General features: G+C 40.7%; 19 protein-coding genes. 7 read left to right on the top strand and 12 right to left on the bottom strand.

Annotated elements, in window-relative coordinates; genetic code table 11:
• Window positions 1-145 precede the first annotated feature (145 nt).
• Entirely contained in the window at window positions 146-1,015 is an 870-nt protein-coding gene (locus F6J99_RS14405) for an EamA family transporter (protein WP_293113515.1), read from the top strand.
• On the opposite strand, the gene F6J99_RS14400 is transcribed toward F6J99_RS14405, so the two are convergent.
• The 4 genes from F6J99_RS14400 to F6J99_RS14385 form a co-directional block, all read right to left on the bottom strand.
• Complete coding sequence (locus F6J99_RS14400; protein WP_293113514.1) at window positions 996-1,139, bottom strand: hypothetical protein; 144 nt, start codon at window positions 1,137-1,139, stop codon at window positions 996-998. The two genes, F6J99_RS14405 and F6J99_RS14400, sit on opposite strands and share 20 nt — an antisense overlap.
• Before the next feature lie 325 nt (window positions 1,140-1,464).
• Entirely contained in the window at window positions 1,465-2,655 is a 1,191-nt protein-coding gene (locus F6J99_RS14395; RefSeq protein WP_293113513.1) for a patatin-like phospholipase family protein, read from the bottom strand.
• Window positions 2,656-3,358: 703 nt separating this feature from the next.
• Entirely contained in the window at window positions 3,359-3,505 is a 147-nt protein-coding gene (locus F6J99_RS14390; RefSeq protein ID WP_293113512.1) for a hypothetical protein, read from the bottom strand.
• Between the two features lie 312 nt (window positions 3,506-3,817).
• The gene (locus F6J99_RS14385) at window positions 3,818-4,165 is read right to left on the bottom strand and encodes a patatin-like phospholipase family protein (protein WP_293113511.1); all 348 of its coding nucleotides are present in this window, start codon (window positions 4,163-4,165) and stop codon (window positions 3,818-3,820) included.
• A gap of 792 nt (window positions 4,166-4,957) precedes the next feature.
• Between F6J99_RS14385 and F6J99_RS14380 the strand changes: the two genes are divergently transcribed.
• Both F6J99_RS14380 and F6J99_RS14375 read left to right on the top strand, forming a co-directional pair.
• Window positions 4,958-5,089, top strand: coding sequence for a hypothetical protein (locus F6J99_RS14380; RefSeq protein WP_293113510.1), 132 nt, complete (start codon window positions 4,958-4,960; stop codon window positions 5,087-5,089).
• 84 nt (window positions 5,090-5,173) lie between these two features.
• Complete coding sequence (locus tag F6J99_RS14375) at window positions 5,174-5,428, top strand: hypothetical protein (protein ID WP_293113509.1); 255 nt, start codon at window positions 5,174-5,176, stop codon at window positions 5,426-5,428.
• A gap of 221 nt (window positions 5,429-5,649) precedes the next feature.
• On the opposite strand, the gene F6J99_RS14370 is transcribed toward F6J99_RS14375, so the two are convergent.
• Window positions 5,650-5,781: a hypothetical protein gene (locus tag F6J99_RS14370; RefSeq protein ID WP_293113508.1), complete on the bottom strand. Its 132-nt coding sequence runs from the start codon at window positions 5,779-5,781 to the stop codon at window positions 5,650-5,652.
• Window positions 5,782-6,297: 516 nt separating this feature from the next.
• Between F6J99_RS14370 and F6J99_RS14365 the strand changes: the two genes are divergently transcribed.
• The gene (locus F6J99_RS14365) at window positions 6,298-6,429 is read left to right on the top strand and encodes a hypothetical protein (RefSeq protein WP_365973324.1); all 132 of its coding nucleotides are present in this window, start codon (window positions 6,298-6,300) and stop codon (window positions 6,427-6,429) included.
• A 291-nt stretch (window positions 6,430-6,720) separates the two neighbouring features.
• Complete coding sequence (locus tag F6J99_RS14360; RefSeq protein ID WP_293113507.1) at window positions 6,721-6,888, top strand: hypothetical protein; 168 nt, start codon at window positions 6,721-6,723, stop codon at window positions 6,886-6,888.
• On the opposite strand, the gene F6J99_RS14355 is transcribed toward F6J99_RS14360, so the two are convergent.
• The 3 genes from F6J99_RS14355 to F6J99_RS14345 all read right to left on the bottom strand — a co-directional run bounded on the left by F6J99_RS14355 (window position 6,815) and on the right by F6J99_RS14345 (window position 11,332).
• The gene (locus tag F6J99_RS14355) at window positions 6,815-9,517 is read right to left on the bottom strand and encodes a hypothetical protein (protein WP_293113506.1); all 2,703 of its coding nucleotides are present in this window, start codon (window positions 9,515-9,517) and stop codon (window positions 6,815-6,817) included. The genes F6J99_RS14360 and F6J99_RS14355 overlap by 74 nt on opposite strands.
• A gap of 319 nt (window positions 9,518-9,836) precedes the next feature.
• Window positions 9,837-11,213 (bottom strand): AAA family ATPase, encoded by a 1,377-nt coding sequence (locus F6J99_RS14350; RefSeq protein WP_293113505.1) that lies wholly within the window; start codon window positions 11,211-11,213, stop codon window positions 9,837-9,839.
• On the bottom strand, window positions 11,135-11,332 hold the full coding sequence (locus tag F6J99_RS14345) for a hypothetical protein (RefSeq protein WP_293113504.1): 198 nt from the start codon (window positions 11,330-11,332) through the stop codon (window positions 11,135-11,137). Before F6J99_RS14345 ends, F6J99_RS14350 begins: the two co-directional genes overlap by 79 nt.
• A 654-nt stretch (window positions 11,333-11,986) precedes the next feature.
• Here F6J99_RS14345 and F6J99_RS14340 point away from each other — a divergent pair.
• Window positions 11,987-12,292: a hypothetical protein gene (locus tag F6J99_RS14340; RefSeq protein WP_293113503.1), complete on the top strand. Its 306-nt coding sequence runs from the start codon at window positions 11,987-11,989 to the stop codon at window positions 12,290-12,292.
• 9 nt (window positions 12,293-12,301) lie between these two features.
• Complete coding sequence (locus F6J99_RS14335) at window positions 12,302-12,550, top strand: hypothetical protein (RefSeq protein ID WP_293113502.1); 249 nt, start codon at window positions 12,302-12,304, stop codon at window positions 12,548-12,550.
• Here the strand turns inward: F6J99_RS14335 and F6J99_RS14330 are convergent.
• The 4 genes from F6J99_RS14330 to F6J99_RS14315 all read right to left on the bottom strand — a co-directional run.
• Window positions 12,534-12,989, bottom strand: a complete 456-nt coding sequence (locus tag F6J99_RS14330; protein WP_293113501.1) for an SRPBCC family protein — start codon at window positions 12,987-12,989, stop codon at window positions 12,534-12,536. The genes F6J99_RS14335 and F6J99_RS14330 overlap by 17 nt on opposite strands.
• A 364-nt stretch (window positions 12,990-13,353) precedes the next feature.
• Window positions 13,354-13,863 (bottom strand): late competence development ComFB family protein, encoded by a 510-nt coding sequence (locus tag F6J99_RS14325; RefSeq protein ID WP_293113500.1) that lies wholly within the window; start codon window positions 13,861-13,863, stop codon window positions 13,354-13,356.
• 522 nt (window positions 13,864-14,385) lie between these two features.
• Complete coding sequence (locus F6J99_RS14320; RefSeq protein ID WP_293113499.1) at window positions 14,386-15,285, bottom strand: ribonuclease HI family protein; 900 nt, start codon at window positions 15,283-15,285, stop codon at window positions 14,386-14,388.
• 70 nt (window positions 15,286-15,355) lie between these two features.
• Window positions 15,356-15,602: hypothetical protein (locus F6J99_RS14315; protein WP_293113498.1), on the bottom strand; the 247-nt coding region annotated here is incomplete at its 5' end.

The following is a 15,602-nucleotide window of genomic DNA, read 5'->3' as shown; positions in this document are numbered from 1 at the left end:
CGGGTAACAGTCAACAGTCAACAGTCAACAGTTAACCATAAACTCTAAATTTAACTATGCCTTAACTTATGTCTTAAGTTAGGCTAGTTAAGTCTGTCATTCACTCATTATCTCTATTCTGACTAAACTACAGGTTAGCACTACTATGCTTTGGTTGATATTCGCTAGTCTAACAGCTCTTTTTGCTTCTAGCAAGGATTTGACGAGTAAGCGCGGTCTAAAAAATGTTGATGCTTACATTGTCTCTTGGGCAGTATTCTTTTTTTCCTTGCCTGTTTTACTGCCCCTCCTTTTTGTGATTGAAATTCCCGAACTAGGCCGAAATTTTGGCTTAGCCTTAATGGTCGGAGGGTCTCTGAATGTGGTGGCGATGAGCTTGTATATCCAAGCCCTGAGTCGGTCTGACTTATCCATTACCGTTCCATTTATGACCTTCACCCCGTTATTTTTATTAGTGACATCTCCAATCATTGTTGGAGAATATCCCACCCCCTTAGATATGGTAGGAATTCTCATGATTGTGGTTGGATCGTATAGCTTAAATTTGAAAGAAAAAAGAAATGGTTACCTCGCCCCTTTTAAAGGACTACTGAAGCAACGAGGTCCTAAGTTAATGTTAACCGCAGCTGTAATTTTTAGTATTACAGCCAACTTTGATAAGGTGGGGGTAGAAAATTCTTCACCAATATTTTGGGCAATTGCACTGCATACCTTTATTGCCACAGGGATGGGATTTATTATGCTGTATAAATCAAGAGGTAAATTAAACCAAATTCCAAAATACTTAGTATCTATAGTTCCTCTTGGTTTTTTTCAGGCGGGAGTAATTTTGTGCCAAATGACAGCTCTCGAAATGACTTTTGTTAGTCACGTTATCGCCGTTAAACGCATGAGTGTTTTAATTAGTGTAATCTTAGGATGTCTAATTTTTAAAGAACCCGGAATTCAGGAAAGAGCAACTGGAGCAGCAATTATGGTATTGGGAGTTGTACTGATTAGTCTATCGGGACATTAGGATTGGGTTTTGGATAGGGAGCAGGGAGCAGGGAGCAGGGAACAGATGTAGGGTGGGCAGTGCTTATTAAGGCAAAAGGCAAAAGGCAAAAGGCAAAAGGCAAAAGGCAAAAGGCAAAAGGCAAAAGGCAAAAGGCATGCTAGCAATAGATGTAGGGTCAGCAGTGCTTACCAAAAGCATTGTCAGCGTTTAAATAGGTATGATGCACTGCCCACCCTAGGATTACTATTATTACTTCCCAAAGTTTCATCTAAAATGCCATGTTCCCTTCCCCCAGCGTCGGGCTTTGCCCGAATCGGAAAACGTAAGGAATCAGGGATCAGCTGATCCCTGATTCCTTACCAAAACTAGAGGGTTTAAAGGTTAAATATTTCTTTTAGACTCTTCTAATTTGTAACCGGCTGTCTTGACGGAGTTGTAATTTCGTTAGAGTCTTGTAGAGCTACTTTTTAATGTTTGTGATCAGGAGGATGATTGTAAATAAAGTTGTCAATTGCATCCTCAACGGGAATATCGGGACTATCATTGTCCTTCTTATAATCAACTTTTCCGTATTTTAAATAGCACTCAGCCGCAAATTTTAGTTCTTCAAAAGCGTCGGGATTGTCAATATCCTCGCAAACGTGTTCCTTTCTTTTATCATTTTTATCCTTAAGAGTATTAGATTTACGAATATATTCATTATAAATTTCTTTTTTGTTGCTATGCTTGTTGACGTCGAAATTCAAACGCAAATAATTTTGCCTACCTATTCCTCTAAACATGCGTAACGCAATCTGCTCTGAATTTTCCGCATCAGGGTCTAAAAACATATGCGGTATATGCCTTGCCCACTGCGCTTCCCCCCATTTCTTTACCTCAGCATATGTATAAGGATAAGTTGTTTTACCAGTGCCAATGGAGAGAACAGCAATTTTGCCTATGTTACTTGGTTTTTTGTCACTTGTCATCGATAAAGCATAGGCGATTGCAGCTAACACTGGGTTATTAGCTGATACTCCACCATCGATATGGGGGAGAGATTTCTGATCAGAGTATTGGAGTTGGTAAGGTGGGAAAAACGTTGGTGCTGAAGCTGAAGCGGTACAAATTTGCCAGAGTGGAAGATTATAGAACCATTCCTTTGGGTCGTCATTCGCAAACCACGTTGTGTTTCGGGATAAAATGTCATAACTGGGGATTAACAGTTGTAAGTCCTTTATCTCAGACAACAAGGGACATTTATTGGACTTTTTATCACTATTTATTTTCAATTTTCCTTTCAAAACATTAGCCAATCCTTGCTCTCCCGACTTGTCGGGAAACTCGTGGGGATATAATACACCACCCCCAAAAATTTGACTTAACTTCCGCCATTTTCGCATATCACGTATACTCTTGAGAAAGATATTTTCACCCTGTTTCTCATAGACCTCAATCAGTTTACCCGCATCCATCTTACAGGCAATTCCCGCCGCCAAAATTGATCCAGTGGATGTTCCGGCAACCAAATCGAAATATTCATGTAACTTCTGACCATATTTTTTATCTATTTTGTCCTCTATCTCTTGGAGGATTCTTGCGGATATAACTCCACGCATTCCCCCTCCATCTAAGCTAAGAATTTTGAATTTTGGTTTTTCTTCTTTGGAGTTGACCATGGTTTTTACTCAGAAGTAAGTTGTGAAATTTATTTAGAGGATATCTGAAAAGTTTTTTGATACTGGGAGCCGGTCAATTTTGTAAGAACACTTGAACTACGCTTCAGTAGCAGTTATCAGTCATTTGAGTACATTTGTTCTGCGAATTTTACATCCTCCATCGTAAACTGTATAGCATTGCTTCCATGTATTAGTTAAAGTCTTGTTGAACTTTGAGAGCTAATTTGTAAAGTAAATATTAAGAAGACTGAAAACCTTGCTATGATTTTATTTTGGGTATTAAATAGTTCAATTGTTCTAGTTTAGCCCAAGCCTTATCCTACAAGGTTTAGTGCGAGTTTACAAATCAGCTCTGATTCCCTGTATTGATGCAGTGCATTCCTATGCCCTATGCCCTATTCTCTATTCTCTGTTCCGGTGATCCGCTGTTCCCTAAAATCCCAAAATTTTGTACCTCATATCTATGAGGTAAAGTCAATATATTGGGCTCTTCCGTACTTGTTATGCTAAATTAACACTTTCTTGATGCAGTCGCTCATGGGGGAAACCACGGCAGTCGCTCATGGGGGAGACCACGGCAGTCGCTCATGGGGGAAACCACGGCAGTCGCTCATGGTTAGAAGTTACCGTAAGACAGTTGAGCCTTAATCAATAAGTTTTACCCCTTTTCTGCATAGCCGACCAACCATAAAGGCTCAACTGTCTAAGGTTTCGTCTCCGGGGGGAACCCCCAAGACCGCGCTGCCTCCCCAAGACCGCGCTGCCTCCCCAAGACCGCGCTGCCTCCCCAAGACCGCGCTGCATCGCTTGGTGAAGGGAGCAGGGAGCAGGGACTGAGGCCGTTGGCCACGCTACGCGAACGGAGCAGTGGAAAAAGGGAGTATTTAGGAATTTTTGTTAATTAAATAGCCTCAGAAGGCTTGTAGAGTAAGCTTTCTGAGTTTCTTAACTTAAAATGAGCGCATAGTAGGTACTGAAGAACCATATATTGATGCAGCCCCTCCGGGAACATGTCACTTATGCCATTTGGGTCGTCATTCGCAAACCACGTTGTGTTTCGGTATTGAACGTCATAACTTAGTATTAATAGTTGTATGTCCTTGATGTCGGACAAAAATGTACATTTATTGGAATTTTAATCACTATTTATTTTCAATTTTTTTTACAAAACGTTAGCCAATCCTTGCTTTCCGGAATCGTGGGGATATAATACACCTGAATATCTAAAAATTCTACGTAAAAACCGGAATTTTCGCATATGACGTACACTCTTGAGAAATATATTTTCACCCTCTTGCTCATAGAGCTTAATTAGTTCCCCCGCAGTCATCTTACAGGCAATTCCCGCTGCCAAAATTGATCCAGTTGATGTTCCCGCAATCAAATCGAAATATTCATGTAATTCCTGACCATGTTGCTTTCTTATTGTTTTTTCTATATCTTGGAGGATTCTTGCAGATATAACTCCACGCATTCCCCCTCCATCTAAGCTAAGAATTTTGAATGTCATGGTATTTCCTCAGAAGTCAGTTTTAAATTTGATTTAACCCTGTAAATAAAAAAACTATAAATCAAACGTTAATCCCATTATTGACAGACTTTCTTTACAAAACCTCGGTATAATTAACGAATTAATCAGACGATTTTTTAAATTTATTTACAAAACATTAGTAGTATTACGCAATTCATATTGGTTAACCACAGAGCTAGTAAATCCCAATACTAATTGTTTTTTTTAGCTAAACAACTATAGCCTTTATAGGATTTATGAGGTACAGTTATAAATCTCAAAGTCCCCCTTGATAAGGGGGACCAACGGGGGATCCCTTTGTAACTCATGGCATAGAGAATTGCTATAACTCTTATTTACTTGTTGGTGGGCAGTGCCGATAAAACCTCTTACAACCTGATAGTATCCGTCTGCGACCCTGCCCACCCTACGATTAATATTGTTAGTGGGCAGTGCCGAAAAAATCTCTTATAACCTGATAGTATCCCTCTGAAACAATGCCCACCCTACGATTAATATTATTGGTGGGCAGTGCCGATAAAACCGATTATAAGTTGATAGTATCCGTCTGCAACCCTGCCCACCCTACAATTAATTTATTCCCGATTCCATGTCCTTGTCGGTGGGCAGTGGATTAAATCTATTTCAAGTTGATAGTTATCAGTCTTATCCACTGCCCACCCTACAATTAATTTATTCCCGATTCCATGTCCTTGTCGGTGGGCAGTGGATTAAATCTATTTCAAGTTGATAGTTATCAGTCTTATCCACTGCCCACCCTACGATAAATTTATGATTAATTTATTCCCGATTCCCGATTCCCGATTCCCGATTCCCGATTCCCGATTCCCGATTCCCGATTCCCGATTCCCGATTCCCGATTCCCGATTCCCGATTCCCGATTCCCGATTCCCCATTTCTTAATAAAAAAAAATTCCCAAACCCCTTGACACATAGTAAATAAATTAATATATTAATAATATACACAGTTCAAACACGGAACTCCAAATGACTAACAACATTAACCCCAACTCAGATCACAATCTCAACAATCCTAATTGCCCAGAAAACTCTGGTGACCAATGCCGTAAGTGCAAAAAAGCCAAGCACGTCTTGGTCGGTACTCCTGAACAGGTTCGCAATACCATTAATGCCGTGTATGCCCTTAAGTATGCACACCCGGACGAATGGAGCACTCCGGAGCCTACCGGAAAGCCTGGTCAGGTGATGACCTTTTTCATTCGACACTTTTACGTAGACTAGGATAGAAATTTGCCAGGGATGTTCATCCCTGGCCAAAAGGAATCGTGACGGTTATTTTGTGAAGCAGGATGAAGCAGTATGAGTTGGGATGTTGTTGGTTTCCAGCAGTTGCTGAGTAATTCAACAACAATGTAATAGTCGATTTGGAGTTGTTATCATATAAGTACAGCTGAGCTGTTCTTGTGACATATCGAAAAATTGAATGCGGTCAAGAATTGGGCTTAACCAAACTTGACCGATTTTTTTTGTTTTAGGGAGTCGGGAGTCGGGATAATATCATGTTCGGTTGAGTAGATGTAGGGTGGGCAGTGCTTATCAAACCAATGGTCAGCTTTGAAATTGGTCTGATGCACTGCCCACCTGAGAATTAATTTGATTAAAAAGGTAAACTCTTTATTGTCGGTGTGCAGTGCCGATCCAACCTATTACAAATTGATATTATCCGTTTTATCCACTGCCCACCCTACGATTAATAGTATTACTAGTTTCTAGTTAATTTGAGGTTGGTGGGCAGTGCTGATAAAATCTATTAAACCCTAATATTATCCGTCTTAGGCACTGCCCACCCTACGATGAATTTATGATTAATTTATTCTCGACTCCCGACTCCCGACTCCCGACTCCCTACTCCTTCAAAGTCTGGCACAGTAACAGTATCGGGTAAATCAAGTCTTGAGGTTCCGATTGGGACTCTTAAAAATATATGGCGACAAGCTCAAATAGAGGAGGACAAAATTTAATGCGCTATGCAGTTGTTATTGAAAAGCGATGCAGCGCGGTCTTGGGGGTTCCCCCCATGAGCGACTGCATCAAGACAAGGAAAAAATAGCTACGGTGCTTATGTTCGAGATCTTCCTGGATGTGTTGCGGTGGCAGAAACATTAGAAGACGTTAAACAATTAATTACTGAGGCAGTGATGTTTCATTTGGAAGGATTGAAAGACGATGGATTAACTGCTCCTGAATCAGTGTCATTCTGTGAGTATATTGAGGTGGCTTAAGGCGGAGTAGATGTAGGGTGGGTAGTGCTTATCAAACCAATGGTCAGCTTTGAAATTGCTCTGATGCACTGCCCACCTGACTGATGATTAATTTTATGAAAAAGCTAAACTCTTTATTGTCCGTGGGCAGTGCTGATAAAATCTATTAAACCCTATCATTATTAAAATTCCCACCTAGGATTAATAGTATTACTAGTTTCTAGTTAATTTTAGGTTGGTGGGCAGTGCTGATAAAATCTATTAAACCCTAATATTATCTGTCTTAGGCACTGCCCACCCTAGGATGAATTTATGATTAATTTATTCCCTACTCCCTACTTGCCTTTTGCCTTTTGCCTTTTGCCTTTTGCCTCTTTTCTGTTCCCTGTTCCCTGTTCCCTGTTCCCTACTCCCTACTCCCCACTCCCTCCAACCGCAGAAAATGCATATTTCCCCCTTCATCCCCTGCGACAATGGTGACATCATCCGGTGCAACGGCACAACAGTTGATAGCACTTTCTCCAGTAAACGTAGCAATAACTTCCCGAGTCTCGAAATCCCACACTTGGAGTGTTTTATCGGAAGATGCAGAAATCACTAGCTTACCGTTGGATGTTATTTTGATCCGATTGATGGAGTCGGTATGACCTGTAAAGGTAAACATTTCCTCTCGCTTTTGCAAATCCCAAATTTTGATAGTATTATCCTTTGCTCCAGAAACTACGTAGTTACCATCTGGGGTTACGGAGAGAGTATTGACTGAATCACGATGACCTGTAAGGGTGAAACATTCCTTTCTAGTTTCTAGATTCCAAAGTTTGATAGTTTTATCCTTGGAGCCAGAAAGCAAATATTTACCATCTGGGGTGATAGCTAAACTAGTTATCTCCTCCTGATGACCTTTGAGGACAAAACATAACTTTTTGGTTTGGAGATTCCAAACTTTAATGGTGCTGTTAATTGAACCAGCAATTACATAGTTTCCATCTGGCGTGATTGATAGAGTTGTTAGAGATTCATAAAATACTAATGCTAATCCTGAGACTACTAGTGGAATTACAGATAATCCACACCAAATTAATATTGTAGATAACCACGGTCGTAATGGTAATAAATATTCAACAATTGTTTCCCAATAAAATACTGACAACGATATACTAGTAATAGGTATTAATAAGCCTAAAGCAATAAAGATCAACTGCGAGGTAGTTCGTAAATCATAATTATGATTTTTTTTGTTTAAGTCCCAGAAAGTTAAAAAATAACACGAATTCCACAAATTTAGATGTTTATCAACACAAATTAATTCATTTTTATATGGTATTATACCTAGGGTAATAATTTCTTGTTTTCCGAAAGATTGGCTTGATTCATCTACTTTAAAATTTGAGTACATCTTAGGATCTTGTTTAAATTGATTTTTGTTATTTTCATTACCAATAATCAAGCTCAAAATTAATTTAACAAAAAAGAAAATATTAGTTAAAAATCCAATAATAACAGGTGATACAAAAAATAATAAGTGAAAATCATCATTCAATCTGATCCGAGGATAGAAATTGCCTTTAACAATTAACAACAAAGTTATACCTAAGCTCACTAAGCTATAACATAAATTAATAGTTAGTGCTTTGACCCACCAGTCAAAAAATTTATCTATAATTTCTACAAATCTATTTTGTATTCTGGAAAACCTATATTGATATTTATCAGTATAAAATTTAAAATTATGCGTGATTTTTTCTAAATTATAAACTCTAACTATGTTATATGGTAAAGCAAAAATTGCTTGTTTACCATCGGGAGTAATGGTTACATCATTTACGGATTTGTTATCGTTGATAACTTTATTATTAGAAAATAATAATCCGAAATTCCACACTTTAAGGGTTTTGTCCTTGGAAGCAGAAATAAATCGTTCACCATCAGGTGTAAACGCAATATCAACTATCGGATCAGTATGACCTTCGAGTTTAAAATAAAACGTAACTTGGTGGGATTTTTGATTTTTTTCTAGATTCAAAACCATTAATAAATTATCACTGTAAACAGCAATCAGCGACTTGCCATCAGGAGTAAACGCAATGGCATATAATTCCTCCTTTGTATCAGGATTGTTAGATGGATCGAATGGATCGAGCTCGGAAAGCACACGGCTTATGGGGTATAATTTTTTGCTTGTATCAGGATTGTCAGATGGAGCCAGCAGGGCAAACTCTTCAGGGCTTTCTAAATTCCAAAACGTAATAGCTCCATTATCTGATCCATAAATTAAGTCATTATCAGAGGTGATAGCAACAGTTTTCAGTAAGTTTCCATTATATTCTCGAGTTAATTCTTCTTTTCCTGTTTCTAGGTTCCAGACTATGATATGGTGATAAACCCCCACAATTGATGCTGAAACCGCTTTCTTCCCATCGGGAGTAGTCGCCAAAGCAACTAGAGGGGCACTATGACCATTAAATGTCAATATTTCTGTACCTGTTGCTGAATTCCAGACTTTAACAGTGTTATCAGAGGCACCAGAAATTACCCTGGTGCCATCGGGAGTAACAACTACAGCATTTACAGGCAGACTATGACCATTAAATCTCAGTATTTCTTTCCCTGTTGCTAAATTCCAAACTCTAACTGTATTATCAGAGGCACCAGAAATTACCCTGGTGCCATCGGGAGTAACCGCTACAGCATTGACTGGGGCACTATGACCTGTTAATGTTAAGACTTCTGCACCTGTATTCAAATCCCACACTTTAACTGTGTTGTCAGATGAACCAGAAATTATCCTGGTGCCATCTGGTGTAACAGCAACTGCATTTACTGAGTCACCATGACCACTAAGGGTAGAGAGTAAGGGTCCAGTAGGAGGATTTAAGGTAGCTGTCAAGGTACGCAAATAAGTCGTTTCGGTTTGCGGTATCTGTTGTAATAATCGTTGAATGTCTGGGGTATCAGAATCTAGTAAACGCCCTGAGAGTTGCCCTGCTAATTGATTTGGATCTTGACTTAAGATATGTGTTGATAGTCGCAAGGCTCCCTGAATTAACTTCAGGGATGTTATCGTTTGCTCGCTGTAGTCTGGATGGGATAAGTCAATATCATCAATCAACTCATAATCTTCAATCAGTGCCTTGATGCCAAATTCAGGATGATTAAGTTTGGCTTCGATAAACTCATAATTACTCAACAAACGAGATAATTTGTTAAGGTTTCCACCTTCTAACCACAAACGGGGAATTTCACCCAAAAAATGCTCTATTTCTTCTGGTGATTTTTGCGCTAACCAACTGCGAAGATTACTCATAATTTAAGGGGTATATCTCAATGCATGCTGTTTGACTCGGTGGTGCGTTACGGGGCTGGCTGTCAAAACCAAGCACGAAGAGGCGGAAAATTAGAGCGACCGCCCCTAACGCACCCTACAGAACTCATAACTCCAGCCCTTCTGTCATATTATCCGCAACTTCACCACTAATATTAGGTAACATCACGCCTGCTGCTTGCACAATATCCTGACGATGCAAAAAATCTCGGAAACTTTCGTGATAAAATCGATAACGTGGTGGTCGATAGCTTTCTTGCTTCTGTAAAAATTGCTGCCATCCATCAAGCACTTCCTGCACCGTGAATTCATCCTGCTTAGAATAGTTGGCAATTATTTGACGAGAAGCCGGACTACGTAAGGCACACATGGCATAAACAATTTTAATTTTATCCCTGGGTAAAGGCTTGGTTGTCATCCCCATCAACTGCCAATGGTTTTCGTAATAGCCTTGTAACCCTACGGGTAATTCATCCAAGGGTTTATCATTATAAAAGCCATCGGCTATGGCTGGCAACACACAGCGCAAATACATAAAGTTATTTTCGCTTTTTAGAGCAATTTGTTCTACAAACTCTTGATTAGATAGGGAACGTTGGTTTTTAATCCACTGACTCAATCCCGGTTTATAGTCTGGATGATTCAGCAATTGCCTAATATATTCCTTTACATCTCGATTGCTTTGTTGAGACTTTTCCCTTAAATCCAATTCTTCGATTGGTGTACTGGGGGATAACCGCAGCCTTTTCTCATTCTGATTATAGGGTCTTCTGGTCAGGATAAAATAAACACGGTCTGGTAAAATAGTCGGTAAGTATAAAAGATTACCAGCTCCCTCTTGGTCAACTTCATCCAAAGCATCCACAACAATCACCAACCGTTCACCGGCAGATAATTTTTCCCTAACCTTAGCCAACAAGGCTGATAAATCAGCATCTTGAGCATCTGACAACTGGTAACGAGTGGTCAATTGTTGACGGATTTTCCTTAGGAATAATTCTGGACGATTCATGCCCTCAGCACGACTATTAAAAAAGCAAATTGCTTCTGGGTTGTCTAATACATACTTAGCAGCAATGGCGCTTTTACCCATCCCGGCATCACCAATAACAGTAAAGTAGCCATGAGTAGTGTTCCTGAAGAAGTCTTCAATAGCGTTAAAGACAAACTGACGTCCGCAAAATAAGTCAGTTTTGTCTTGAATAAGTTGTTCAAACTCTGGTGGTAACTGCTGTTGAGGCTCCCAGTCTTTTTTGTCAACGATATCAGTTGGTTTAATCTTTAGAACGTTACAAATATTTCTAACTGCCCATCGTTCTACTCCATGGGGACAATCTTTAGTACCAAGCAACCGCTTAACGGTATCGACAGAGACACGGGCTTGCTGTGCTAGTTTCTCTTGAGTTAGTCTAGCGTCTTTGTAAGCTTGTTTGAGTCTAGCTTTACCTTGCTGACTCGATCGCATTTTGTCAGATTCGAGCATTTTGATTTTAGGGAGTAGGGAGTAGGGAGTAGGGAGTAGGGAGTAGGGAGCAGGGAGCAGGGAGTAGGGAGTAGGGAGTAGGGAGTAGGGAGTAGGGAGTAGGGAGCGATGTACCTCATGGTTATTAGAGGATATCTGAAAAGTTTTTTGATACTGAATTTTGCCCCCCTAGCCCCCCAACTTTGGGGGGAACAAGAGTCCATTTGCTTCTAAAAGTCCCTTCCGGTGCGCTTTCCAATGGGCGAGTAAATCGCCCTTGGGTCGCACCGCAAAATTGGGGGATTTAGGGGGCTTGGATGTAGCAAATGGGACTTCTGAGACAACCTCTTAGGAAACGCGATCGCGTTTCTAAATGATATGTAAACCTGTATGGTCTTTTTTTCTTATCCAATAAAACTCCGGATCTCTTTCCCCTCTTGCTTTTTAGCTCTTGCCTTTTGCCGGAAAAGGCAAAAATTGTGTTTACAACCCAGATATAAACGCACTTATAGGAACCAATCATAAGTTTAACCAACTAGGGCAGATAGGTTTTCTTGATTGACCTATTTGCCCTAATCTATTTTATAGCGTTTTTCATAGCTATGAGGTATACAGGATTTTTCCCTCTTCCCTTTTCTTTCTTCTCTGCTCCCTGCTCCGAAGTCCCTGCTCCCTAAAACCCAATAGGGCAAAGGCTAACATAAACTAAACCTATTTGCCCTTGGCGTGTATAGTTTCCTCTGAATAAGATACGAATATCAGCAGCCAACGATAGAAGATTGAGGAGACTAACAATGCCCTTTAATTTTTATAAGAAGCCACAAAATAACGATGACTACCGTGATATCAAAGAAGAAATCATCCTGGAATTATTACGACAAGCAAGACATAGTTACAACCTTGCTCTTGGTGTAACTGCTGCATCAGCGTTGATGACTTTATTTGGTGTCGGATTGTTTTATAGTAACAAAGTTTCGGAAGCAAGCTTGACAGCATCGGGTGGAGTTTTGGGGACTATTACTAGTGTCCAATTCGCCAAGGATTCAAAGGACGAGTTAGAGGAAATTATGGAAAAATTGTTAGATGAAACAGAACAGTAGTGTGGGGAGATGGGGAGATGGGGAGATGGGGAGATGGGGAGATTTGTATTAATGGTAGTGGTAAAATCCCTATATACTTTCTTGCCTATTGCCTCTTGCCTCTTGCCTGGTGCATCTCCTAAAAGCTGTTTGATCCGGTGGGTGGAATGGGCATCTTGCCCGTTTCCTACGCACCCTACGCAACATTTACTGTTCCCTGTTCCCTGTTCCCTGTTCCCTACTTTTAGAAAATGTTTACCTTTCAATTCACCAATTTAGAACATTCCCGTTGGGTTACCTCATGGCGATAGCGAAACATTTGCTCTAGTTGCAGGGTTACTAACCAACCAAACATGTCTTCGACTAAGGATCCTCCTGGTAAGGCAAATTCAATGGAATCAGTTAGCCTAGTTTTCTGGTCTTCTGGAATAAATTGATGGCGATGAAGCCAATAGTCAAAGGGTCCTTCTTTTTGTTGATCACTGAAGATTCGGTATTGCTCATACTCGGTATGAACAGCAATCCATTGTAAGGGAATTAGACCAAGAAAAATCCGAAATTCCGAAACAGCTCCAATCCCTAAACCTCCTTCACGACGGATCACCTGGATTGGTTGCCAGGGTGGAGTTAGGAGATCGAGAATATCATCTCGCTCATGAAAGTTCCAAACTATCTCAACTGGTGCATTGATTATAGTAGAATAGTTGAAGTGCAGCATTACAGCAGTTTTGAATTGGGTTAGGTACTTACGCCAGCGGGTTTTAGGGAGCAGGGAGCAGGGACTTCGGAGCAGTTAAGAGGTAAGAGGGAAAAAATCCTGTGTACCTTATATCTATGAAAAACGGTGTAAATCACCAATTTATAAATAAATCTAAAACGCTGGTTTAGAGACCATACCCTGTCAACCTACCCTACGGGAACGCCAAGGGCGAACAACCTGTCAACCTGTCAACCTTCAACTGATCAACTTGTTAACCTGTTAACCTACCCTACGGGAACGCCAAGGGCGAACAACTGATCAACCTACCCTACGGGAACGCCAAGGGGGAACAACTTGTCAACCTGTGAAAGCAATCAAAAGGTTAGAGCTGGTAACGAGAGTCATTCCAACCATAAATTGGGTCTCTTGGCTGCTCTTTTTGGCGATTTTTTCTGAGCTGAGTTGCTCTAATCAGGGTTTGCTTGACAATACTGACCAGGTTATACCATGTTATGTTCTGATTTTTGAGTAATTCCCGGAGTCCTTGCAGAGCCAGTTTAGCGGCTAGAGATTCGGTGTCTTCTTCTGGTCTGATTGGTGTACAAAGCCTGATCGGGTCTCGTTGTACCGCAGCAAAGGCTTGACGCACAGTAGTGGTAATCTCCTGCCTTAGTTTTTTGTGACCCTTTAACTGCTGCTGACGCCTCCCTTCTTCACAGGAAGCATACAGAGGTGGTAAACGATTGAGGGCGTAGGTAGCCACTTCTACCTGGTTGATATACTTAGCTAGCTTCGGGGAAAGTCGAGACTTTTGACGCTCTACTTCCTGAGCCACTAAGATTTCCATTACATTTTGATAGGTTATCGCTTGATGTGATTGATGTGCTTCCATGACTTAACCAATTAGATATTGCAATAAATAAAAAGTCGTTGACGAGTGGCAAGATCAAATGATGGCAAGGTGAAAGACATTTTGTTTTGCCTACGCAAGAAGCAGCTCGTCAAATGCCCTAGTTGGGGTTACCGTTTCTTAGTAACCCATTTTTTGAACTCCTGTTGGATTAGCTTTGAGCTTCTACTACTGTAGTGAAGCTCTTTTAGATAGCTGTTATGTATCCTCTCAGGAACTCTAAACAATAGCTCTTTAGTATTTTTTTAGATTTGAGCTTAACCCCACACCTGGCCAGGGGAATCTGGTACTCACAATAATAACTCATCTTTTTCTTTCCGCCTATGATATATATCACAGGCAAAAGCCATGGTTGCGATCGCAATCCCAATGGTGAACCAGTCGCATTTTGTATAAATCTAGTACTAATTACTAAGTACTCAGGTCTTGATCAGAGTTTTTACTTATTACAAATTACCTAGAATTGCTAGAGCGATAATTATGTGTTATAATTAAAGGGTTTGGTTATTTGTTTTGACGACGCTGGATAATCTTTTCAGATACTTCTAAATCGACCTGGACTTTTCTAATTGCTAAGTCTGCGGGTAATCCTCTGAGATACCAGCGGTATACCTTGGCTAAGGTAGAGTCATCGGCTTCAGCCATAGCGGATGCGATCGCATTTTGAACAGCACTAGGTACCATTTCCTTGAGGGTGGGCAATCGCTTGCTAGTCAACTCATCCCGACCACTTTTCAAGTTTAAGAAATCTTTAAATCCAGCCTTTGTTCCCATCGCAATCAGCTCATAGATCTGGTTAGCAAGTTTTGGTAGAGGTTGAACCTTGGGCAACTCAGAGAACTGCTCAGCAAGTTTTGCTATAGAAGGTTTAGCCTTGGGCAACTCAGAGGACTGGTTAGCCAGTTTTGGTACAGCAGGTTTAGCCTTGGGCAACCCAGTTGGGTTCTTTCTGACAGCGTTAACCCCTTGGCGTTGATCCATAGCCTGATTCGCAGCGGCATCGGCTTCTGAATTCTGTGCTCGGGGAATCCACTCCAATTTAACAGAGTCAAACTGATTCAGCAGTGACTTAGCCTTTGTCCATAACGGTCGTAAGTGGGGTGTTTTAACTCTCCAGGTACCTTTAAGCTGATTGATAACTAGTTGAGAATCTCCTTTTAGGACTACCTGGCCAGCACCGATTTCCAAGGCTTTCTCCAAGCCAAGAATGGCTCCAGTATATTCGGCCTGATTGTTGGTAGCATGAGGGAAAAATTGACTAACCCTAATGGTTTGAGCTCCCGGTTGTTTAATAATAGCAGCAGCACCGGCTATTCCAGGATTCCCACGAGACCCCCCATCAAATAGGATAGTAATTTTGTTGTTAGTCTTTTTAGCTGTTACGTTGACTGATTGGTTGTTCATTTAGATTCGCTTTTGCGTTCACCCAGCGGCTCCTACAGAGCATCGCCAAATGCCTCTGAAGAAGGGAATTCTAGCCTACATATAATAAGGTATAGCAGTTCTTAATGAGGTGAGGGTTTTCGTGCTGGGTTAATGGGAGTCGGGAGTCGGGAGTCGGGAGTCGGGAGTCGGGAGTCGGGAGTCGGGAACAAAAATTATCGCAATTGATGTAGGGAGCACTAAATTCTCTGAAAGTGGTGTTACTATTGCTTAGCATTAAGTCCTTGGCTAACGGGCTACTAGTAATGCGATCGCGCAAGTTACCCTTTCGACAAACA

This window comes from Moorena sp. SIO4G3 (assembly GCF_010692305.1).
Lineage (GTDB): Bacteria > Cyanobacteriota > Cyanobacteriia > Cyanobacteriales > Coleofasciculaceae > Moorena > Moorena producens_A.
The sequence above is the reverse complement of the archived record's forward strand: the minus strand, read 5'-3'. Positions and strand labels throughout refer to the sequence as shown.